Origin of the sequence: Salmonella bongori NCTC 12419 (assembly GCF_000252995.1) — a bacterium.
Lineage (GTDB): Bacteria > Pseudomonadota > Gammaproteobacteria > Enterobacterales > Enterobacteriaceae > Salmonella > Salmonella bongori.
The window spans coordinates 2217261-2235164 of the sequence record NC_015761.1 but is presented as its reverse complement, the minus strand read 5'-3'; the positions used below and the strand labels follow the sequence as shown (position 1 = coordinate 2235164).

Here is a 17904-nt window from a genome sequence, read left to right as displayed (position 1 = left end):
CAGGATTTACAGGCCGCAGGGCGAAGCCGCCCCTCCGGCAAAATGAATGTTCATTAATGGAGTCTGGTGACTGAACTATGTGGAAAACACTTCATCAACTGGCGATGCCTCCCCGGCTCTATCAGATCTGTGGCTGGCTCATCCCCTGGCTGGCGGTGGCCGGCGCGGTTGCGCTGGGCATCGGCTGGGTCTGGGGCTTTGGCTTTGCGCCGGCGGATTATCAGCAGGGGCAAAGCTACCGCATCATCTACCTGCACGTTCCGGCGGCCATCCTGTCGATGGGCATTTACGCCTCGATGGCTGTCGCCGCGTTTACCGGGCTGGTCTGGCAGATGAAAATGGCCAGCCTTGCCGTTGCGGCGATGGCGCCGGCTGGCGCCGTGTTTACCTTTATCGCGCTGGTTACCGGTTCCGCATGGGGAAAACCAATGTGGGGCACCTGGTGGGTGTGGGATGCGCGGCTGACCTCGGAGCTGGTGCTGTTGTTCCTCTACGCCGGCGTTATTGCCCTGTGGCAGGCCTTTGATGACCGCAAACTGGCGGGGCGTGCGGCGGGGATCCTGGTGCTGATTGGCGTGGTGAACCTGCCTGTCATTCATTACTCCGTTGAGTGGTGGAACACGCTGCATCAGGGGTCGACGCGGATGCAGCAGAGCATCGACCCGGCGATGCGCTCGCCGCTGCGCTGGGCGATAGCCGGCTGCCTGCTGCTGTTCATGACGCTTGCGCTGATGCGTATGCGCAACCTGATTTTAATGATGGAAAAACGCCGCCCGTGGGTGAGCGAACTGATACTGAAAAGGGGGCGCCAGTGAGTCCGGCATTTTCATCGTGGAGCGAGTTTTTCGCCATGGGCGGGTACGCCTTTTTTGTCTGGCTGGCCGTGGCAATGACCGTGGTCCCGCTGGCGGCGCTGGTCCTGCATACCTTTTTTCAGCACCGCGCCATTTTACGCGGCGTGGCGCAGCAGCGCGCCCGGGAAGCCCGGATGCGTGCGGCGCAGGCGCAACGGGAGGCCGCGTGAATATCCGACGTAAAAACCGGTTATGGATAGCCTGCGGTATCCTGGCAGGCCTGGCTCTGACCCTGGCGCTTATCCTGTACGCGCTGCGTTCGAACATCGACCTGTTTTATACCCCGGGCGAAATCCTTTACGGTAAGCGCGAAACGCAGCAGATGCCGGAAACCGGCCAGCGCCTGCGCGTCGGCGGTATGGTGATGCCCGGCAGCGTCCGGCGCGACCCGGACTCGCTGAAGGTGAATTTCAGTATCTATGACGCCGAAGGGGCGGTGACGGTGAGCTATGAAGGCATTCTGCCGGACCTGTTCCGCGAAGGGCAGGGCGTGGTGGTGCAGGGCACACTGGAGAAGGGTAACCACATACAGGCGCAGGAGGTGCTCGCCAAACACGACGAGAACTACACCCCGCCCGAGGTGGAAAAAGCGATGCAGGAAAACCACCGCCGTCCGCAGGGCGTTTATAAGGATAAATCATCATGATGCCTGAAGCCGGCAACGGGCTGCTGTGCCTGGCGCTCGGGGTGGCGTTACTGCTGTCCGTGTATCCGTTATGGGGCGTGGCGCGCGGCGATGCGCGCATGATGGCGTCAGCCAGGCTGTTTTCCTGGCTGCTGTTTCTTTGTGTGGCGGGCGCGTTTGCCGTGCTGGTACACGCCTTTGTGGTTAACGACTTCACGGTGCTCTACGTCGCCAGCAACTCGAACACGCAGCTTCCTGTCTGGTACCGGGTGGCCGCCACCTGGGGGGCGCACGAAGGTTCGCTGCTGTTATGGGTCTTGCTGATGAGCGGCTGGACGTTTGCGGTGGCGTTGTTCAGCAAGTCCATGCCGCCGGATATTGTGGCCCGCGTACTGGCGGTGATGGGGATGGTGAGCGCCGGGTTTCTGCTGTTCATCCTCTTTACCTCCAGCCCGTTCGCCCGCACGTTGCCGGACTTTCCGGTGGAAGGGCGCGATCTGAATCCTCTGCTGCAGGATCCGGGGCTGATTTTCCACCCGCCGCTGCTGTATATGGGCTATGTCGGCTTCTCGGTGGCCTTTGCCTTTGCCATTGCCGCGTTGCTGAGCGGGCGGCTGGACAGCACCTTTGCCCGTTTCTCGCGTCCCTGGACGCTGGCGGCGTGGATTTTCCTGACGCTGGGTATCGTGCTCGGCTCCGCATGGGCCTATTACGAGCTCGGCTGGGGCGGCTGGTGGTTCTGGGACCCGGTTGAAAACGCCTCCTTTATGCCGTGGCTGGCAGGCACCGCGCTGATACACTCGCTGGCGGTCACCGAACAGCGCGCCAGCTTTAAGGCGTGGACGCTGCTGCTGGCCATCTGCGCCTTCTCGCTCTGTCTGCTGGGCACCTTCCTGGTGCGCTCGGGCGTGCTGGTGTCGGTCCACGCCTTCGCCTCCGACCCGTCGCGCGGCATGTTCATCCTCGCCTTTATGGTGCTGGTGACAGGCGGTTCGCTGCTGCTGTTCGCCGCGCGCGGACATAAGGTGCGTTCCCGGGTAAACAATGCCCTGTGGTCGCGGGAGTCGCTGCTGCTGGCTAATAACGTGCTGCTGATGGCCGCCATGCTGGTGGTGCTGCTGGGCACGCTGCTGCCGCTGGTACACAAACAGCTGGGGCTGGGCAGCATTTCGATTGGCGAACCGTTTTTCAATACCATGTTCACCTGGCTGATGGCGCCGTTTGCCCTGCTGCTGGGGATTGGGCCTCTGGTGCGCTGGGGCCGTGACAGGCCACGTAAAATCAGAACGCTGCTGCTGGCTGCCGTTGTCACTACCCTGGCGCTGTCGGTACTTTTGCCATGGCTACTGGAAGATAACATCATCGCCATGACGGCGGTGGGGATGGCGATGGCCTGCTGGATTGTTGTGCTGGCGGTGGCCGAAGCCGTACAGCGCCTGTCCCGCGGCACGAAAACGCCCCTCAGCTACTGGGGGATGGTGGCGGCGCACCTCGGGCTGGCGGTGACGATTACCGGCATCGCCTTCAGCCAGAATTACAGCGTGGAGCGGGACGTGCGGATGCGGGCGGGCGACAGCGTGGATATCCACCACTACCGGTTCACCTTCCGGGAGGTGCGGGACATCACCGGGCCCAACTACCGCGGCGGGGTGGCCATTATCGGGGTGACGCGCGACGGGGAGCCGGAGGCGGTGCTCCATGCGGAGAAACGCCTCTACAACACCAGCCGGATGGTGATGACCGAGGCGGCGATTGACGGCGGGCTGACCCGCGACCTGTACGCCGCGCTCGGCGAGGAGCTGGATAACGGCGCATGGGCCGTACGCCTGTATTACAAACCGTTTATTCGCTGGATTTGGGCTGGTGGCATACTGATGGCGCTGGGCGGGCTGCTGTGCCTGGCGGACCCGCGCTACCGCCGCCGTAAACCGTCGCCGGAGGCCGTATGAAACGCAACGTACTGTTATTGCCGTTACTGATTTTTCTGCTGATTGCCGCGGCGCTGCTGTGGCAGTTAGCGCGCAACGCTGAGGGGGATGATCCGGCGCATCTCGAATCGGCGCTGGTTGGCAGGCCGGTGCCGGCGTTCCGCCTGGAGTCGCTGGAGACACCAGGCCGGTACTATCAGGCGGAGGTGCTGACGCAGGGGAAACCGGTGCTGCTTAACGTCTGGGCGACCTGGTGCCCCACCTGCCGCGCTGAACACCAGTACCTTAACCAGCTTGCAGCGCAGGGCGTGCGGGTGGTCGGGCTTAACTATAAGGATGACCGGCAAAAGGCCATCGTCTGGTTAAAGGAGTTAGGTAACCCGTATGCGCTGAGCCTGTCTGACAGCGACGGGATGCTGGGGCTGGACCTGGGCGTGTACGGCGCGCCGGAAACCTTCCTCATCGACGGCAACGGGATTATCCGCTATCGCCATGCCGGCGATTTGAACGCCCGGGTATGGGAAAGTGAACTGAAACCGCTGTGGGATAAATACAGCCGGGAGGCCGCGCAATGAGGTTTTTACTGGGCGTGCTGATGCTGGTTATCTCCGGGTCAGCGCTGGCAACCATCGACGTGATGCCGTTTAAAGACGAGGCGCAGGAGCAGCAGTTCCGCCAGCTCACGGAGCAGCTGCGCTGCCCGAAATGCCAGAACAACAGCATTGCGGACTCTGATTCCATGATTGCGACCGACCTGCGGCAAAAAGTCTATGAACTGATGCAGGAAGGCAGGAGCAGGCAGGAAATTGTCGATTATATGGTGGCCCGCTACGGCAACTTCATTACTTATGATCCGCCATTAACTCCGCTGACTGTTCTGTTATGGGTATTGCCACTGGTGGCGACGGGCGCTGGCGGCTGGGTGATTTTCGCCCGGACGCGACGCCGGGTACGTATCCGGCAGGACGTCTTTGCCGGCGGCATTCCTGCGGCGGGACCACGCGCAGGCGTGGGGATGTATCTTCCGGGCGTGGTTATCGCGCTGGGGGTGGCCGCCACCAGTTACTCCCTGACCGGCAGCTATCAGCAGGTCAGGAACTGGCAGCAGGCAACGGCGCAGACGCCGGGGCTGCTGGCGCGGGCGCTGGACCCGCAGGCGCAGCCGCTGGATGAAGAGGAGATGGCGCGGCTGGCGCTGGGGCTGCGGACCCGCCTGCAAAAGGATGCCGGCAACGTTGAGGGCTGGCTCATGCTGGGGCGCACCGGTATGGTACTGGGTAATGCCAGTACCGCCACAGAGGCTTATGCGAACGCCTACCGCCTGGATCCGAAAAACAGCGATGCGGCGTCAGGCTATGCTGAAGCCCTGACGCGGTCGTCCGACCCGGAGGATAACCGGCGCGGCGGGGAGTTGCTGCGCCAGCTGGTGAGAAGTGACCACGCCAGCGTGCGGGTGTTAAGCCTGTATGCATTTAACGCCTTTGAGCAGCAGCGCTTTGGCGAGGCGGTGGCGGCCTGGAAGATGATGCTGAAACTGCTGCCGGCAGGCGATACCCGGCGCGCGGTGATTGAGCGCAGTATCCGGCAGGCGATGGCGCAGCAGGGCAGGTAAGCGTGGAAGGCGCCGGAGGGAGGCGTAAAGCCTCTTATCCGGCCTGCCTATACCCGTGACTTGTCATCCCGATAAGCGTAGCGCCATCAGGCATATTTTGTTATTACATGCCGCGCGTCTGTAAAAACAGGATGGTCGCTGCCACGCGAGAGCGGACGTTGAGCTTGCGCAGCAGGTTGCGGATATGTACCTTAACCGTCTGTTCGGAAATATTCAGTACTGATGCAATCTGTTTGTTAGAAAGCCCCTGCGCCAGCTCATGCAGGACATCCAGCTCTCGTTCGGTCAGGAGAATAAATGGATCTTCCTGTACGCCAAATCGTTCGCGTTCACGCAGATAGTCGTTAACCCGATCGCTAAAGACTTTACCGCCGTTAGCGCCTTTGCGAATAGCTTCCAGCAGCACTTCCGGATCGCTATCTTTGAGTAGATAGCCGTCAGCGCCGGCGTCGATCAGAGCATAGATGTCGTTGGCGGAATCCGAAACGGTAAGAATAATAATTTGCGCCGTCACGCCATCACGACGTAGCGCATTCAGGGTATCCAGCCCGCTCAGACCTTTCATATTCAGATCCAGCAGGATCAAATCAGGCTCAATGCGATTCGCCAGATCGATCGCGCTCGCCCCATCGCCTGCTTCGGCAACGACATGAAATGCCGGGTCTAGTTCCAGTAATTGACGAATACCTCGCCGCATAAGTGGATGATCGTCCACAATAAGCACCTGAAAAGGTGTTACTTCAGGCATAGTATATCTCCTGAGTTTTATTAGAATGATTATTGTTTTCAGCGCGGAAATCGTCCAGATTCACCACATTGCCGGGAGCGTAAATTTTACCCTAATTAGTGCATGGGTAAGTAGTAAAACCTGTAAGCGAGAAAGGATTCCAGAAGAATGGCAAGAATAGAAAAACCCACTCTAATGGGGTAGTTTTTCTAAGGAATTTTGGTCGGCGCGAGAGGATGTAAATCTCCGACCCCATGACACTGATTAAAAATCACCATAAGCCGTGCGCGACAGGCGTAACGTCCCGATTGTATGTATAAATAAAAAGGGTTTCATTTAAAAATATATATCAATAAGTTATATTTTTTCTCTCTCCTGTTTTGGCGCCGTTTTGACCGTCGCCGGGGACAGCAATTCGTGGACGAGGGCAGATTTTATCGCATGGCTGGAATCGAAGGGCGCATTTAACCACCCATACTGGATGTGGAAGAGGGGGGGTATTATGGCGAAAAAATGGTTATCAACACTGACTGTGGCAACATCTGTCTTGCTGGCTCAGCCAGTGGGGAAATAGCGCTAAACGCCAGGATATTATTGAACTGAGTGACGACCAGAAAGGGCATTTTTACAGCCAGCGCAGATTAGACGGTAGTATCGAGATTGATGTGGAAGGTAATATATATTCTGGTTATTACAGCAATTTTAATAGTTGCTACGTTTCTGCTACCAGGTTGGGATCACAGAAGTACTGAGTAAAGCGGGTTTGTAGTCTGGAGTTAGGGGCAGTATATATCCATAACTCCAATAGAGCTGTTCTATCTATAAAAATATTAATTGCAGATGTGATTTTTTACAGTCAATATGTTAATAAAGACAATATTTAGATTATGGAATTATAAAACTACCTTTGGTACTATCAAAACAACATTCATCTTTACTTATTATCATATCTGCTGATAGCGGAGCCCTGCTAACAGGATGTACGGCACCGTCAATAATAAGCTGGATAAGCGCTGCTTCATCAAATAATTGACATATATCTGACTGCGAACTCGTTTTCACAAAAACCCCTTTTTCAGGAACCGCTAACATTACAGGGCACATTAAATTGTCTTCCGAACATGAAAGTTCATCAACACATGGTCGGAAGCTGCATAAATCAACCTTGTCCACTAATTGCTGCTTATTAGAAGCAGGTACCCTTGGTGAACTTTGAGAAGCTAACGCCTGACGGCTATTTGAAAATGGTGTGAAATCTCTATGCGAAAAATCCCACATATTATTCAATTGTCTTTCCAGCCTTATGGCGTTTCCTGTTAATTCCATATTACGCTCCACAGTCATGGCTCGACCTGTGCTAACCTGGAACGTATGACCATCGCCATCAACAGGACGATTACTTACTTCATATAATACCTGACGTATTTCTACCTGTACTTTTCTTCCGCCATTCTGTGTAACAGTGTCACGAATGAGCTCTAAATCATTTTCAGAGAGTTTATCTATCCTGTTATATGACGTTATAGCCACATTAGGGAAGGTTAAGAACATACTTTGCTACTCCTTTAAAAAATTATTGCTATCAATGCGCGCCTATATTGAAAGCGTTTATTTGTTAAAAGCAATAATCCATGCGTATATTAAGACAAATTCCATTAGAATTTTATAATGTTAGAAGATTATCTTACGCGTGGTAGGCAGGACCCCACCCCATGTCAACAAATGACTGCAAGGTTGGGAGCTGTCCGGGCTACCAGATTCGATGCTTTACCACGCGTTGCCAATGCTCTCTATACGGGCATCGTGCCCGCCTGTACGTGATGGTATTCTGAACAGTGTATTGTTATCGCTGATGCATCACTGAATCCCTCGTTCCACGCCGTTGGTATTTGGGTGATCACTTACATCATCAACGATGCATAATCCGGGGAGATTGACGGGAGTCAGGTGATATAGCCTGCAAAATGAATGTACTGTAATGGAGGGATAGCGTCGGTTTTTTCCCCGATAGCTCCTCAAATCTTCCTCGTACAAAAAACAGACATAAAAAAACCAACCGTAAGAGGTTGGTTTTTCTAAGCGAGTTTGGTCGGCACGAGAGGATTTGAACCTCCGACCCCCGACACCCCATGACGGTGCGCTACCAGGCTGCGCTACGTGCCGACTTATGGGTGCTAATACTACCGTTTTCCATCGCGAATGCAAGGGGAAGTGGTGCTAACTGATTTATAATTAATCAGTTAGCGATAAAACGTTTCTCATCCGTTAGCACTTGCAATAGCAGACTGAGTTGCGGCTTCTGATCTTTAATCTTCTCACCATGTAAGTCATATGTCTGATAATTACCGTTATTATTGAGCACCAGGGTCATCTGTGGCGTTGTAATTGCCAGCGTACTGCCATCTGCCGCCGTTACCCAATTATGGCGACGTGGAACGGTAAAGATATCCTGACCCTGCGAATATTCGTTTGCCGGCGTGCTAACGTGCAGCAGGCGCTGCATTAACGTCGTCATCACATCAGTATGGTCGGTAAGCACGTTAATACGCTGCGCTGGCGTCCCCGGCCAGTGTATCACCAGCGGCACTTGCAGATGCCCTCGCGACCAGTTGAAACGGTTCTCTTCTGGCGTCAGTGGTATGCCGTGGCCGGCCGTAATAATCACGACGGTATTATCGAATTTACCGGCTTCACGCAATGCATTCAGCACCCGGTTGATTTGCGCATCGACCTCGTTGGCAGCGTTGGCATAGCGTTTAACAAAATTCTTCTGGTTGCTGTCGTCAATGTTAGTACCGTTAAACGAGACCCATGAGAACCAGCGGTTATCTTCCTGTGCATAGCGCCCAAGCCAGTCTATCCACTGGCTGGCTGTTTGCGCATCAGACTGCGTTCGTGCTGCCGGCATCGAAAAATCGGACAGTAAAGCCTGACGGTAAAGCGGGCTGGTAAAACCATCCGAAGAAAATAGTCCTAGCTGGTAGCCTTGTTGATTCAATGCAGTAATGAGCGCGGCAGGCGTTCTGGTGGATAAAATGCCATCCATATAGCCAGGCGAAACGCCATAGAACAGGCCGAAAATACCGTTGTCGGTCGTATTCCCTGAACTCATGTGATGGGTGAATTCGATGTTTTGCCCGGCGAATGTCGCGAGCTCAGGCATTTGCTGCTCAAAACGAGAATAGTTCAGGCCGTCTACGGTAATGAGTAATACATTCTGGCCGGTACCCATGTCGCGATAGCGCAAATCGCTGAGTGGATACTGTACGGAAACCGCTTCCGGATTACCTTGCTCTACCAGGCGGCGCTGATATTCTTGCGCATCCAGCAGGCCGTGTTTTTCAAGAAAACGCCGCGCTGTCATCGGATAGGAAAGCGGCAGATTCGCCCGTTGCATAGTGATCGGACGGTAAAAATTAGCATCTGCCCAGATATAGATAATGTGCGACGCGATAAAGGAAACGAAAAAGAAAGCCGCCAGCGGCCTTGCGAAATGGCGACGGCGCGTGAGACTGCGCAGCTTTTGCCAACTCCATGTCGCAAACAGCATCTCAATCAATAAGATAACCGGCACGCTAATAAACATAATCTGCCAGTCGCGCGCCATTTCGTTCTGGTCAGGGTTGATGACCAGTTCCCAGACAATGGGGTTAAGATGCAGGTGAAAACGGGTAAAGACTTCGCTATCAATCAACAGCAGCGTCATACCCGCTGTCGCCAGAATAGCGGATAAAAACCGCATCAGCCGCTGAGACATCACGATAAACGTGAGCGGAAAAAGAATCAGTAAATAGGTCGCGAACACCAGAAAGCTAAAGTGTCCAACAATGCTCAGGTAAGAGTAAATACGACCCGCAAGCGTTGTCGGCCAGTCAGCGACAAACAGGTAACGGCTGCCGAGCAACGTAGCCAACAGTATATTGAACAGAGCGAACCAGTGCCCCCAGCTAACCATCTGGGAGACTTTTTCACGGTAGCGCTGACGATGAGTTACCATAACCTGTCGCTTGTTTCTCCGGAATCGGCTTCTTAGTGCGCTTTGTCTTCGCTAATCGAAGACTGCAACGCGCGGGCAAAAGAGTTCGCAATCGCCTGACGCTGAGCCGGCGCAACGCTGGTATTGATAAGGTTGGTGACCATGTTTCCCAGCACCATCAGGGAAAGATCGGTCGGCGCCTTATGTTTTTCCAGTACGCTGAGCAGCTCGCTCAGTAATTGTTCAACATGTTCATCACTATAGCGGGAGAGTTGTGGCATAAATCAAAATCTGTTTGTTCATGAAAGGGCAACATATTACCGTAGCAACAGTTTTTTTTCTGCATTTTTATCCCCTAAATCATTCGCGTTACGGATTACGCTTGAAATGACAGGGCGATCGGCTTGCGTCTTCTGGCAGGCGGTGGTTGAATACTGCCCGGTCTTAAAGGAGAGTTTATCATGAGTCTGGATATCAACCAGATTGCCCTGCACCAGCTTATCAAGCGCGATGAGCAAAATCTTGAGCTGGTCTTGCGCGATTCATTGCTGGAGCCGACAACCACCGTTGTCGAAATGGTGGCTGAACTGCATCGGGTCTATAGCGCCAAGAATAAGGCGTATGGCCTGTTTAGCGAAGAGAGTGAACTGGCGCAAGCGCTGCGGTTGCAACGTCAGGGAGAAGAAGATTTTCTTGCCTTTAGCCGGGCGGCGACCGGACGCCTGCGCGATGAACTGGCAAAATACCCTTTTGCGGATGGCGGCATTGTACTGTTCTGTCATTATCGCTATCTGGCAGTGGAGTATCTGTTGGTTGCGGTACTGAACAACCTGAGTAGTATGCGGGTGAACGAAAATCTGGACATTAACCCAACGCATTATCTTGATATCAACCATGCGGATATCGTGGCGCGTATTGATCTTACTGAGTGGGAAACTAATCCGGAGTCGACCCGTTATCTGACATTCCTGAAAGGCCGGGTAGGGCGCAAGGTAGCTGACTTCTTTATGGATTTTCTCGGCGCCAGCGAAGGACTGAACGCCAAAGCGCAAAACCGCGGCTTGCTCCAGGCGGTGGATGATTTCACTGCCGAAGCGCAACTGGATAAAGCAGAACGCCAGAATGTGCGTCAGCAGGTTTATAGCTACTGTAACGAGCAATTGCAGGCCGGGGAAGAGATTGAACTGGAATCGCTGTCGAAGGAGCTTGCCGGCGTCAGTGAAGTAAGCTTCAGCGAATTTACCGCTGAAAAAGGCTATGAGCTGGAAGAGAGCTTCCCGGCGGATCGGAGTACGCTGCGCCAGCTAACGAAATATGCGGGCAGTGGCGGCGGGTTAACCATTAATTTTGATGCAATGCTGCTGGGCGAGCGGATTTTCTGGGATCCGGCGACCGATACGCTGACGATCAAGGGGACGCCGCCGAATTTGCGCGATCAGTTGCAACGTCGCACGTCGGGCGGGAAATAATCGGTACAGGCCTGATAAGCGTAGCGTCATCAGACAATGGCGGATGGCGGCGCAAACACCTTATCCGGCCTGCGAATTGTCATGAGGCAGAGCCAAAAATACCACAAAAAAACCCCGCCGGAGCGGGGTTTTTTTGCAACATGTCGACGATTACGCGCGAACGAAGTCGATGTGCTGCAGCTTCGGCTTGTAAGCGTGACGCTGTACAGCCTGAGCTTTAACTTTTACTTCTTTACCGTCAACAACGATGGTCAGAACTTCGCTGTAGAATTCAGCTTTAGCTTGCATGTTCATAACCTGATCGTGATCCAGTTCGATAGCAATCGGCGCTTCAGAGCCACCGTAGATGATTGCCGGGAACTTGTTAGCGGCGCGCAGGCGGCGGCTCGCACCCTTACCCTGCTCTTTACGTACTTCTGCGTTGATAGTAAACATTTAAATCTCTCTTTAATAATTCCTGCTACAGGCGACCCAGCAACAGGTAAGTGATCTGCTTTGCGTATGCAAAAGCGGGCGAGATTCTATACTCAAATCATCGCCACATCAATGAAAAGTGCGATTAACCGCGTAATTCATACGCCCGGCGGAAACGGCCTTCATAATCGAACACTTTTTCACGCACCTGCCAGTACTGGCCTTTCATCCGCGCGACCACAAAATCGGGATGCCGCAACAGTGCCTGCTGCGCGACAATATCCGCCGCGGCTTTCCAGCGTAAAGAAACGCCGGGCGTGCGGGTATGTGGGCGAATAAATAGCTGTTCGAAAGCGGTACGCTGGGCGGGCGTGTGCAAGCGGAAGCGCTCACTGACATCCGCGCCGTCCTCGTCATAGTAAGTGATTTTCAGCCATTCGCCTTTCTCATCCTGCCCATGCTGCATTGTCATTCCGCTACAGCGCAGGACTAACGCATCCTTGAGCCTGAGCGCCGCTTTTAACATATCGTCCGGGTCAACCAGAATGGCGTCACATTCCCGGCAGCGTCGGGCGGCAATATCGTTTTCGGCATTACACTGCGGGCAGTTTTTGAAGCGAAAGCGAAAATCGCACTGCTCGCGATGGCCGTCATCATCCTCAAACCAGCCCTGGCAGCGACGGCCAAAGTGTTCAATCAGCGTGCCGTCGGCAGTGGTTTTCCCCCAGAAGGTGTTAGCAAAGCCGCAGGCCGGACAAAATACCTGGACAGGGACGTTATCGCTTTTTCCCTTCGGGCTACCGACCTCCGGGGCATACAGGTCGTGCGGGTTGCCAGCATAATCCAGAATCAGGCAATCGGTCTTTCCCGGCGCAAGGCGCAGACCACGCCCGACAATTTGTTGGTAAAGACTAACTGACTCGGTGGGACGTAGAATCGCGATGAGATCAACGTGCGGGGCGTCAAAACCGGTGGTCAGCACCGAGACGTTAACCAGATAGCGATAACGCTGCGCCTTAAAATCATCAATCAGCGCGTCGCGCTCGGGCCCTGGCGTATCGCCGGTAATCAGCGCCGCGTCGTCTGCCGGAAGCAGACCGACAATCTCTTTGGCGTGTTCGACCGTAGCGGCGAACATCATCACGCCTTTGCGCGTTTGCGCAAATTCCATAATTTGGCTGATGATGTGCGGCGTAATCCGCTGCTGCTTTTTCAGCTCGCGGTTCAGGTCGGCTTCGCTGAACAGTCCATTGCTTTGGGCCTGCAGGCGGCTGAAATCATATTGTACCACGGGCATATCAAGACGTTCCGGTGGCGTCAGATAACCGTGTTTAATCATATAACGCAGCGGCAGTTCATAAATGCAGTCGCGAAACAGGGCTTTTTCGTCGCCGCGCACCATACCATGATAGTGAAATTGATAAATCCAGCCTTTTCCGAGGCGAAAAGGCGTGGCGGTTAGCCCCAGTAGCCGTAAGTGAGGATTAACGTTACTCAGATGAGTGAGGATTTGCTGATATTGACTGTCCGCATCGTCACCGATGCGGTGGCATTCATCGACAATCAACAGCGAAAACTCCTCCTGGAAGGCGTCAAGATTACGCGCTACCGACTGAACGCTGCCAAAAACCACCTTGCCGTGACTCTCTTTTCGCTTGAGACCAGCGGCGAAGATATCAGCCTCCAGACCCAACGCACAATATTTAGCGTGGTTCTGCGCCACCAGTTCCTTCACGTGGGCCAGTACCAATACGCGGCCTCGAGCCAGTCGCGCCAGTTCGGCGATCACCAGACTCTTACCCGCGCCGGTCGGCAGAACAATGACGGCGGGCGTACGGTGGCGGCGAAAATGGTTTAGCGTGGCGTCTACGGCTTCTTGCTGGTAGGGGCGGAGTGTAAAAATCATCGTCTCACAACATTAAACGGTTCCGGGGATAGTATGCCATGAATCATTTCCCTTGAGGGATATAGTTAGCCCGCTATACTGGACGGATAGCAACTTCCCTTTTTCGGGTAGAATGCCCGATTTCCGTATTATTACAGGCTAAATCACACACATGCGACTTGATAAATTTATCGCTCAGCAGCTTGGCGTCAGCCGCGCTATTGCCGGGCGTGAAATTCGTGGTAACCGTGTTACCGTTGATGGCGAAATCATTAAAAATTCAGCTTTCAAGCTGCTCCCGGAACATGCGGTAGCGTATGACGGTAATCCTTTAGTGCAGCAACATGGCCCACGCTATTTTATGCTTAATAAGCCGCAGGGGTACGTCTGCTCGACTGATGACCCCGATCATCCCACAGTACTGTACTTCCTGGATGAGCCAGTGGCGTACAAGCTGCATGCGGCAGGACGTCTGGATATTGATACTACCGGTCTGGTGTTAATGACGGATGATGGCCAGTGGTCGCATCGTATTACGTCGCCACGCCACCACTGCGAAAAAACTTATCTGGTGACTCTTGAATCTCCTGTTGCAGACGATACGGCGGCGCAGTTTGCTAAAGGCGTGCAATTGCATAATGAAAAAGATCTTACCAGGCCCGCTACGCTGGAGGTGATCACGCCTGTGCAAGTCCGTCTGACCATTAGCGAAGGGCGTTATCACCAGGTGAAGCGGATGTTTGCCGCAGTAGGTAATCATGTAGTGGAACTGCACCGCGAACGGATTGGCGCCATTACTCTGGATGAGGATCTGGCTCCCGGCGAGTATCGTCCGTTGACTAAAGAAGAAATCGCCAGCGTCGGCTAACTATCTCATAAAATTCAGGAGTTTGATGTGACCACCCGGCAGCACTCTTCCTTTGCCATTGTCTTTATTCTTGGCCTGTTGGCCATGTTAATGCCGCTGTCGATTGATATGTATCTTCCGGCGCTGCCGGTGATTTCCGCCCAATTCGGCGTGCCTGCCGGTAGCGCGCAGATGACGCTCAGCACTTATATTTTGGGCTTTGCGCTGGGCCAGCTTATCTATGGTCCGATGGCGGATAGCCTTGGGCGTAAGCCGGTTATTCTGGGAGGAACGCTGGTGTTTGCCGCGGCGGCGGTCGCCTGTGCGTTGGCGCAGACTATCGATCAGCTGATTGTAATGCGTTTCTTTCACGGTCTGGCGGCTGCAGCGGCAAGCGTCGTCATCAATGCGCTAATGCGGGATATTTATCCAAAGGAAGAGTTTTCGCGCATGATGTCGTTTGTCATGCTGGTGACGACAATTGCGCCGTTAATGGCGCCGATTGTCGGTGGCTGGGTATTGGTATGGCTGAGCTGGCATTACATCTTCTGGATCCTGGCCATCGCGGCGCTTCTGGCATCCGTCATGATTTTTACACTGATCAAAGAGACGCTTCCCGTGGAGCGGCGCCAACCTTTTCATATTCGTACTACGATAGGTAACTTCGCCGCGTTATTTCGCCATAAGCGCGTACTGAGCTATATGCTGGCAAGCGGATTTAGCTTTGCCGGTATGTTCTCCTTTTTGAGCGCAGGGCCGTTTGTCTATATCGAAATTAATCATGTTGCGCCACAGGATTTCGGCTACTACTTCGCCCTGAACATCGTATTTCTGTTTGTGATGACCATTATCAACAGCCGTTTTGTTAGACGGGTAGGGGCGCTGAAGATGTTTCGGGCCGGACTTTGGATTCAGTTTGCGATGGCGGCGTGGATGGTTTTCAGTGCGCTGATGGGGGTTGGATTCTGGGCGCTGGTGGTCGGCGTTGCGGCGTTTGTCGGTTGTGTGTCGATGGTTTCGTCCAATGCGATGGCGGTTATTCTGGATGAATTTCCGCATATGGCCGGGACAGCGTCTTCGCTGGCCGGCACATTCCGCTTTGGCATTGGCGCTATCGTCGGCGCACTGCTGTCGTTAGCTACCTTTACCAGCGCATGGCCGATGATCTGGTCGATTGCGCTTTGCGCCACTGGTTCCATTCTGTTTTATCTTTACGCCAGCCGTCCTAAAAAACGGTAACTGGCGCAGTGTCCCTCAACGGCGACTTAGCGCGCTGCATACCAATGAGGGACGCTGTCAGCGACACGCAGGCCAGGTCAAACGGCTTTCATAGTTGATGTATATCAATTACCAATTCATCATTTTCCTTCTTTATGTTTATTTTATGTAAAATCCATTTGTGTAAAAAGTCACATCATTGTAGTTAAAAAGGTTGAGTTAGATCGCAGAAACGGGTACATATAGCCCGCCGCTATCGCCGCGCCGGTAAAAATATTTTAACCCCAGCCCACGGTAGAGCCGCAGACGGGGATGCGGACGTTCACAATCTGTTTAAGGACGGATTGTCAATGATGTGTTAATATTAATGTAAATAGATTGTGAAGTAATTGTGCTTCCGGGGAAAGAAAGTGAATACATTACAGCTCTCAATTGTTCATCGCCTGCCGCAAAATTATCGCTGGTCGGCAGGTTTCGCAGGTTCAAAAGTTGAACCGATTCCGCAAAATGGGCAGAGCACCGAAAACAGTCTGGTGGCGCTTAAACTGTTGAGCCCGGCAGGAGATAGCGCGTGGTCAGTGATGCACAAACTCAGCCAGGCGCTAAGCGATATTGAAGTTCCTTGCTCCGTACTGGAATGCGAAGGGGAGCCATGCCTGTTTGTCAATCGCCAGGATGAATTTGCCGCTACCTGTCGCCTGAAAAATTTTGGCGTGGCGATAGCAGAACCGTTTTCTAACAATAATCCTTTTTAAGCGTCAGCTTAACGCGAGTAGCTGACGCGTATACGCTTGTTGAGGTGCGGTAAACACGCGCTCACATTGTCCCTGTTCAACCACTTCTCCCTGCCGCAGTACGATAACCTGATGGCACAGCGCGCGTACAACATGCAGATCGTGGCTGATGAAGATATAGGCCAGACGATGCTTTTGCTGTAGTGACTTAAGGAGTGCAAGAATCTGCGCCTGAACCGTTTTGTCCAGCGATGAGGTTGGTTCGTCGAGGATAATAAGCGACGGTTTTAAAATCAACGCCCTGGCGACGGCAATACGTTGACGCTGGCCGCCGGAAAATTCCGCGGGATAACGATGTCGTGTTTCAGGATCGAGTCCTACTTCCATCATGACGGCTTTCACCTGCTGTTCGCGCTGTGCGCTGGAAAGCGTAGGCTGGTGGACAAGTAATCCTTCTTCGATAATTTGCAATACATTTAAACGCGGGTTTAGTGAAGAGTTCGGGTCCTGAAATACGACCTGGATACGGTGACGAACAGGTAACAGTTGGCGGCGGTTTAACGTATCCAGCGACTGACCGTCAAACACGATGCGGCCTTCGGAGCGGATAAGCCGTAATAATGCCAGACCGGTGGTACTTTTTCCCGAACCTGATTCGCCGACCAGCCCCAGCGTTTCGCCGGGATGCAAGGTAAAACTGACGTTGTTAACTACCACATTATGGTCCACGACACGCTTCAGAATGCCTTTGCGGATCGGGAAGGCCACACGTAGCCTGTCCACTTCCAGCAACGGCGGCTGTCCGGCGGGAAGCGGAACCGGATCGCCTGCAGGTTCGCTGTTGAGTAATTTTTGTGTGTACGGATGGGCTGGCGCGGATAGTAGCGTATTGGCGCGATGGTACTCTACGCACTGTCCGTGTTGCATCACGGCTACCGAATCCGCCAGTTTTTTTACAATGCTGAGATTATGGGTAATAAACAGTAATCCCATATTGAGCTCGCGCTGGAGGTCCCGCAGCAGGTGTAAAATCTGCGCCTGCACTGAGACGTCGAGGGCCGTCGTCGGTTCATCAGCGATAAGCAGCTCTGGCCTCGTTAACAGCGCCATGGCAATCATGACCCGCTGACGTTCGCCGCCGGAAAGCTGGTGAGGATAATCACGCAGCCGTTGGGCTGCCTGGCGAATGCCGACGCGATCCAGACAACTGATAATCTCGGCTTTTGCCGCCTCCCGACGCATCCCCCGGTGCAATGACAGCACCTCATAGAGTTGTTTTTCCAGCGTATGTAACGGGTTGAGTGAAACCATCGGTTCCTGAAAAATCATGGCGATTTTATTCCCGCGTACGCCACGTAGCGTCTGCTCGCTGGCATGAAGCAATGATTCGCCGTGGAAGCGAATATCACCGGAAAGATAAACGGCCGGAGGTGTAGGCAAAAGACGCAGAATGGAAAGTGCCGTGACGCTTTTTCCTGACCCTGACTCGCCAACCAACGCCAGCGTTTCCCCGGCGTTTACCTGGAGTGAAATAGCGTTAACAACAGGGCGTACGTTCTGTTGCTGACGGAAGCCTATCGATAAATTTTCAATCGCAAGCAATGGTGATGTCATC

General features: G+C 53.8%; 17 protein-coding genes and 1 tRNA gene. 10 read left to right on the top strand and 8 right to left on the bottom strand.

Annotated elements, in window-relative coordinates:
- Positions 1–77 precede the first annotated feature (77 nt).
- The 6 genes from SBG_RS10525 to SBG_RS10500 are packed head-to-tail and all read left to right on the top strand — an operon-like array spanning position 78 to position 5019.
- Entirely contained in the window at positions 78–815 is a 738-nt protein-coding gene (locus SBG_RS10525; protein WP_000266014.1) for a heme ABC transporter permease, read from the top strand.
- Positions 812–1024, top strand: coding sequence for a heme exporter protein CcmD (ccmD, locus tag SBG_RS10520; protein WP_000074115.1), 213 nt, complete (start codon positions 812–814; stop codon positions 1022–1024). Before SBG_RS10525 ends, ccmD begins: the two co-directional genes overlap by 4 nt.
- The gene (gene ccmE / locus SBG_RS10515; protein ID WP_001026423.1) at positions 1021–1500 is read left to right on the top strand and encodes a cytochrome c maturation protein CcmE; all 480 of its coding nucleotides are present in this window, start codon (positions 1021–1023) and stop codon (positions 1498–1500) included. Before ccmD ends, ccmE begins: the two co-directional genes overlap by 4 nt.
- The gene (locus tag SBG_RS10510; protein ID WP_000982402.1) at positions 1497–3428 is read left to right on the top strand and encodes a heme lyase CcmF/NrfE family subunit; all 1932 of its coding nucleotides are present in this window, start codon (positions 1497–1499) and stop codon (positions 3426–3428) included. Before ccmE ends, SBG_RS10510 begins: the two co-directional genes overlap by 4 nt.
- Entirely contained in the window at positions 3425–3982 is a 558-nt protein-coding gene (gene dsbE / locus SBG_RS10505; protein WP_000828282.1) for a thiol:disulfide interchange protein DsbE, read from the top strand. Before SBG_RS10510 ends, dsbE begins: the two co-directional genes overlap by 4 nt.
- Positions 3979–5019, top strand: coding sequence for a cytochrome c-type biogenesis protein CcmH (locus SBG_RS10500; RefSeq protein WP_001211605.1), 1041 nt, complete (start codon positions 3979–3981; stop codon positions 5017–5019). Before dsbE ends, SBG_RS10500 begins: the two co-directional genes overlap by 4 nt.
- A 103-nt stretch (positions 5020–5122) precedes the next feature.
- Here SBG_RS10500 and narP read toward each other — a convergent pair whose 3' ends face one another.
- The 5 genes from narP to SBG_RS10475 form a co-directional block, all read right to left on the bottom strand.
- Complete coding sequence (gene narP / locus SBG_RS10495; RefSeq protein ID WP_001115492.1) at positions 5123–5767, bottom strand: nitrate/nitrite response regulator protein NarP; 645 nt, start codon at positions 5765–5767, stop codon at positions 5123–5125.
- An 864-nt stretch (positions 5768–6631) separates the two neighbouring features.
- Positions 6632–7297 (bottom strand): T3SS effector NleG family protein, encoded by a 666-nt coding sequence (locus SBG_RS10490; protein ID WP_000480170.1) that lies wholly within the window; start codon positions 7295–7297, stop codon positions 6632–6634.
- A gap of 535 nt (positions 7298–7832) precedes the next feature.
- Positions 7833–7909, bottom strand: a tRNA-Pro gene (locus SBG_RS10485).
- Between the two features lie 73 nt (positions 7910–7982).
- Complete coding sequence (gene yejM, locus SBG_RS10480) at positions 7983–9743, bottom strand: LPS biosynthesis-modulating metalloenzyme YejM (protein WP_000256148.1); 1761 nt, start codon at positions 9741–9743, stop codon at positions 7983–7985.
- A 32-nt stretch (positions 9744–9775) separates the two neighbouring features.
- The gene (locus tag SBG_RS10475; protein WP_001135903.1) at positions 9776–10003 is read right to left on the bottom strand and encodes a YejL family protein; all 228 of its coding nucleotides are present in this window, start codon (positions 10001–10003) and stop codon (positions 9776–9778) included.
- 180 nt (positions 10004–10183) lie between these two features.
- Between SBG_RS10475 and yejK the strand changes: the two genes are divergently transcribed.
- On the top strand, positions 10184–11191 hold the full coding sequence (gene yejK, locus SBG_RS10470; RefSeq protein WP_000050810.1) for a nucleoid-associated protein YejK: 1008 nt from the start codon (positions 10184–10186) through the stop codon (positions 11189–11191).
- Positions 11192–11341: 150 nt separating this feature from the next.
- On the opposite strand, the gene rplY is transcribed toward yejK, so the two are convergent.
- Positions 11342–11626, bottom strand: coding sequence for a 50S ribosomal protein L25 (gene rplY / locus SBG_RS10465; protein WP_000494190.1), 285 nt, complete (start codon positions 11624–11626; stop codon positions 11342–11344).
- 124 nt (positions 11627–11750) lie between these two features.
- On the bottom strand, positions 11751–13511 hold the full coding sequence (locus SBG_RS10460) for a DEAD/DEAH box helicase (protein WP_000578105.1): 1761 nt from the start codon (positions 13509–13511) through the stop codon (positions 11751–11753).
- Between the two features lie 151 nt (positions 13512–13662).
- Between SBG_RS10460 and rsuA the strand changes: the two genes are divergently transcribed.
- From rsuA to SBG_RS10445, 3 genes are all read left to right on the top strand, one after another.
- Entirely contained in the window at positions 13663–14358 is a 696-nt protein-coding gene (gene rsuA / locus SBG_RS10455; protein ID WP_001234845.1) for a 16S rRNA pseudouridine(516) synthase RsuA, read from the top strand.
- Positions 14359–14385: 27 nt separating this feature from the next.
- A complete protein-coding gene (locus SBG_RS10450) occupies positions 14386–15576 on the top strand; it encodes a Bcr/CflA family multidrug efflux MFS transporter (RefSeq protein WP_000213350.1) in 1191 nt (396 codons plus the stop codon).
- 389 nt (positions 15577–15965) lie between these two features.
- Entirely contained in the window at positions 15966–16310 is a 345-nt protein-coding gene (locus SBG_RS10445; protein ID WP_001094639.1) for a YejG family protein, read from the top strand.
- Between the two features lie 3 nt (positions 16311–16313).
- On the opposite strand, the gene yejF is transcribed toward SBG_RS10445, so the two are convergent.
- Complete coding sequence (gene yejF / locus SBG_RS10440) at positions 16314–17903, bottom strand: microcin C ABC transporter ATP-binding protein YejF (protein ID WP_000203602.1); 1590 nt, start codon at positions 17901–17903, stop codon at positions 16314–16316.
- Between the last annotated feature and the right edge of the window lies 1 nt (position 17904).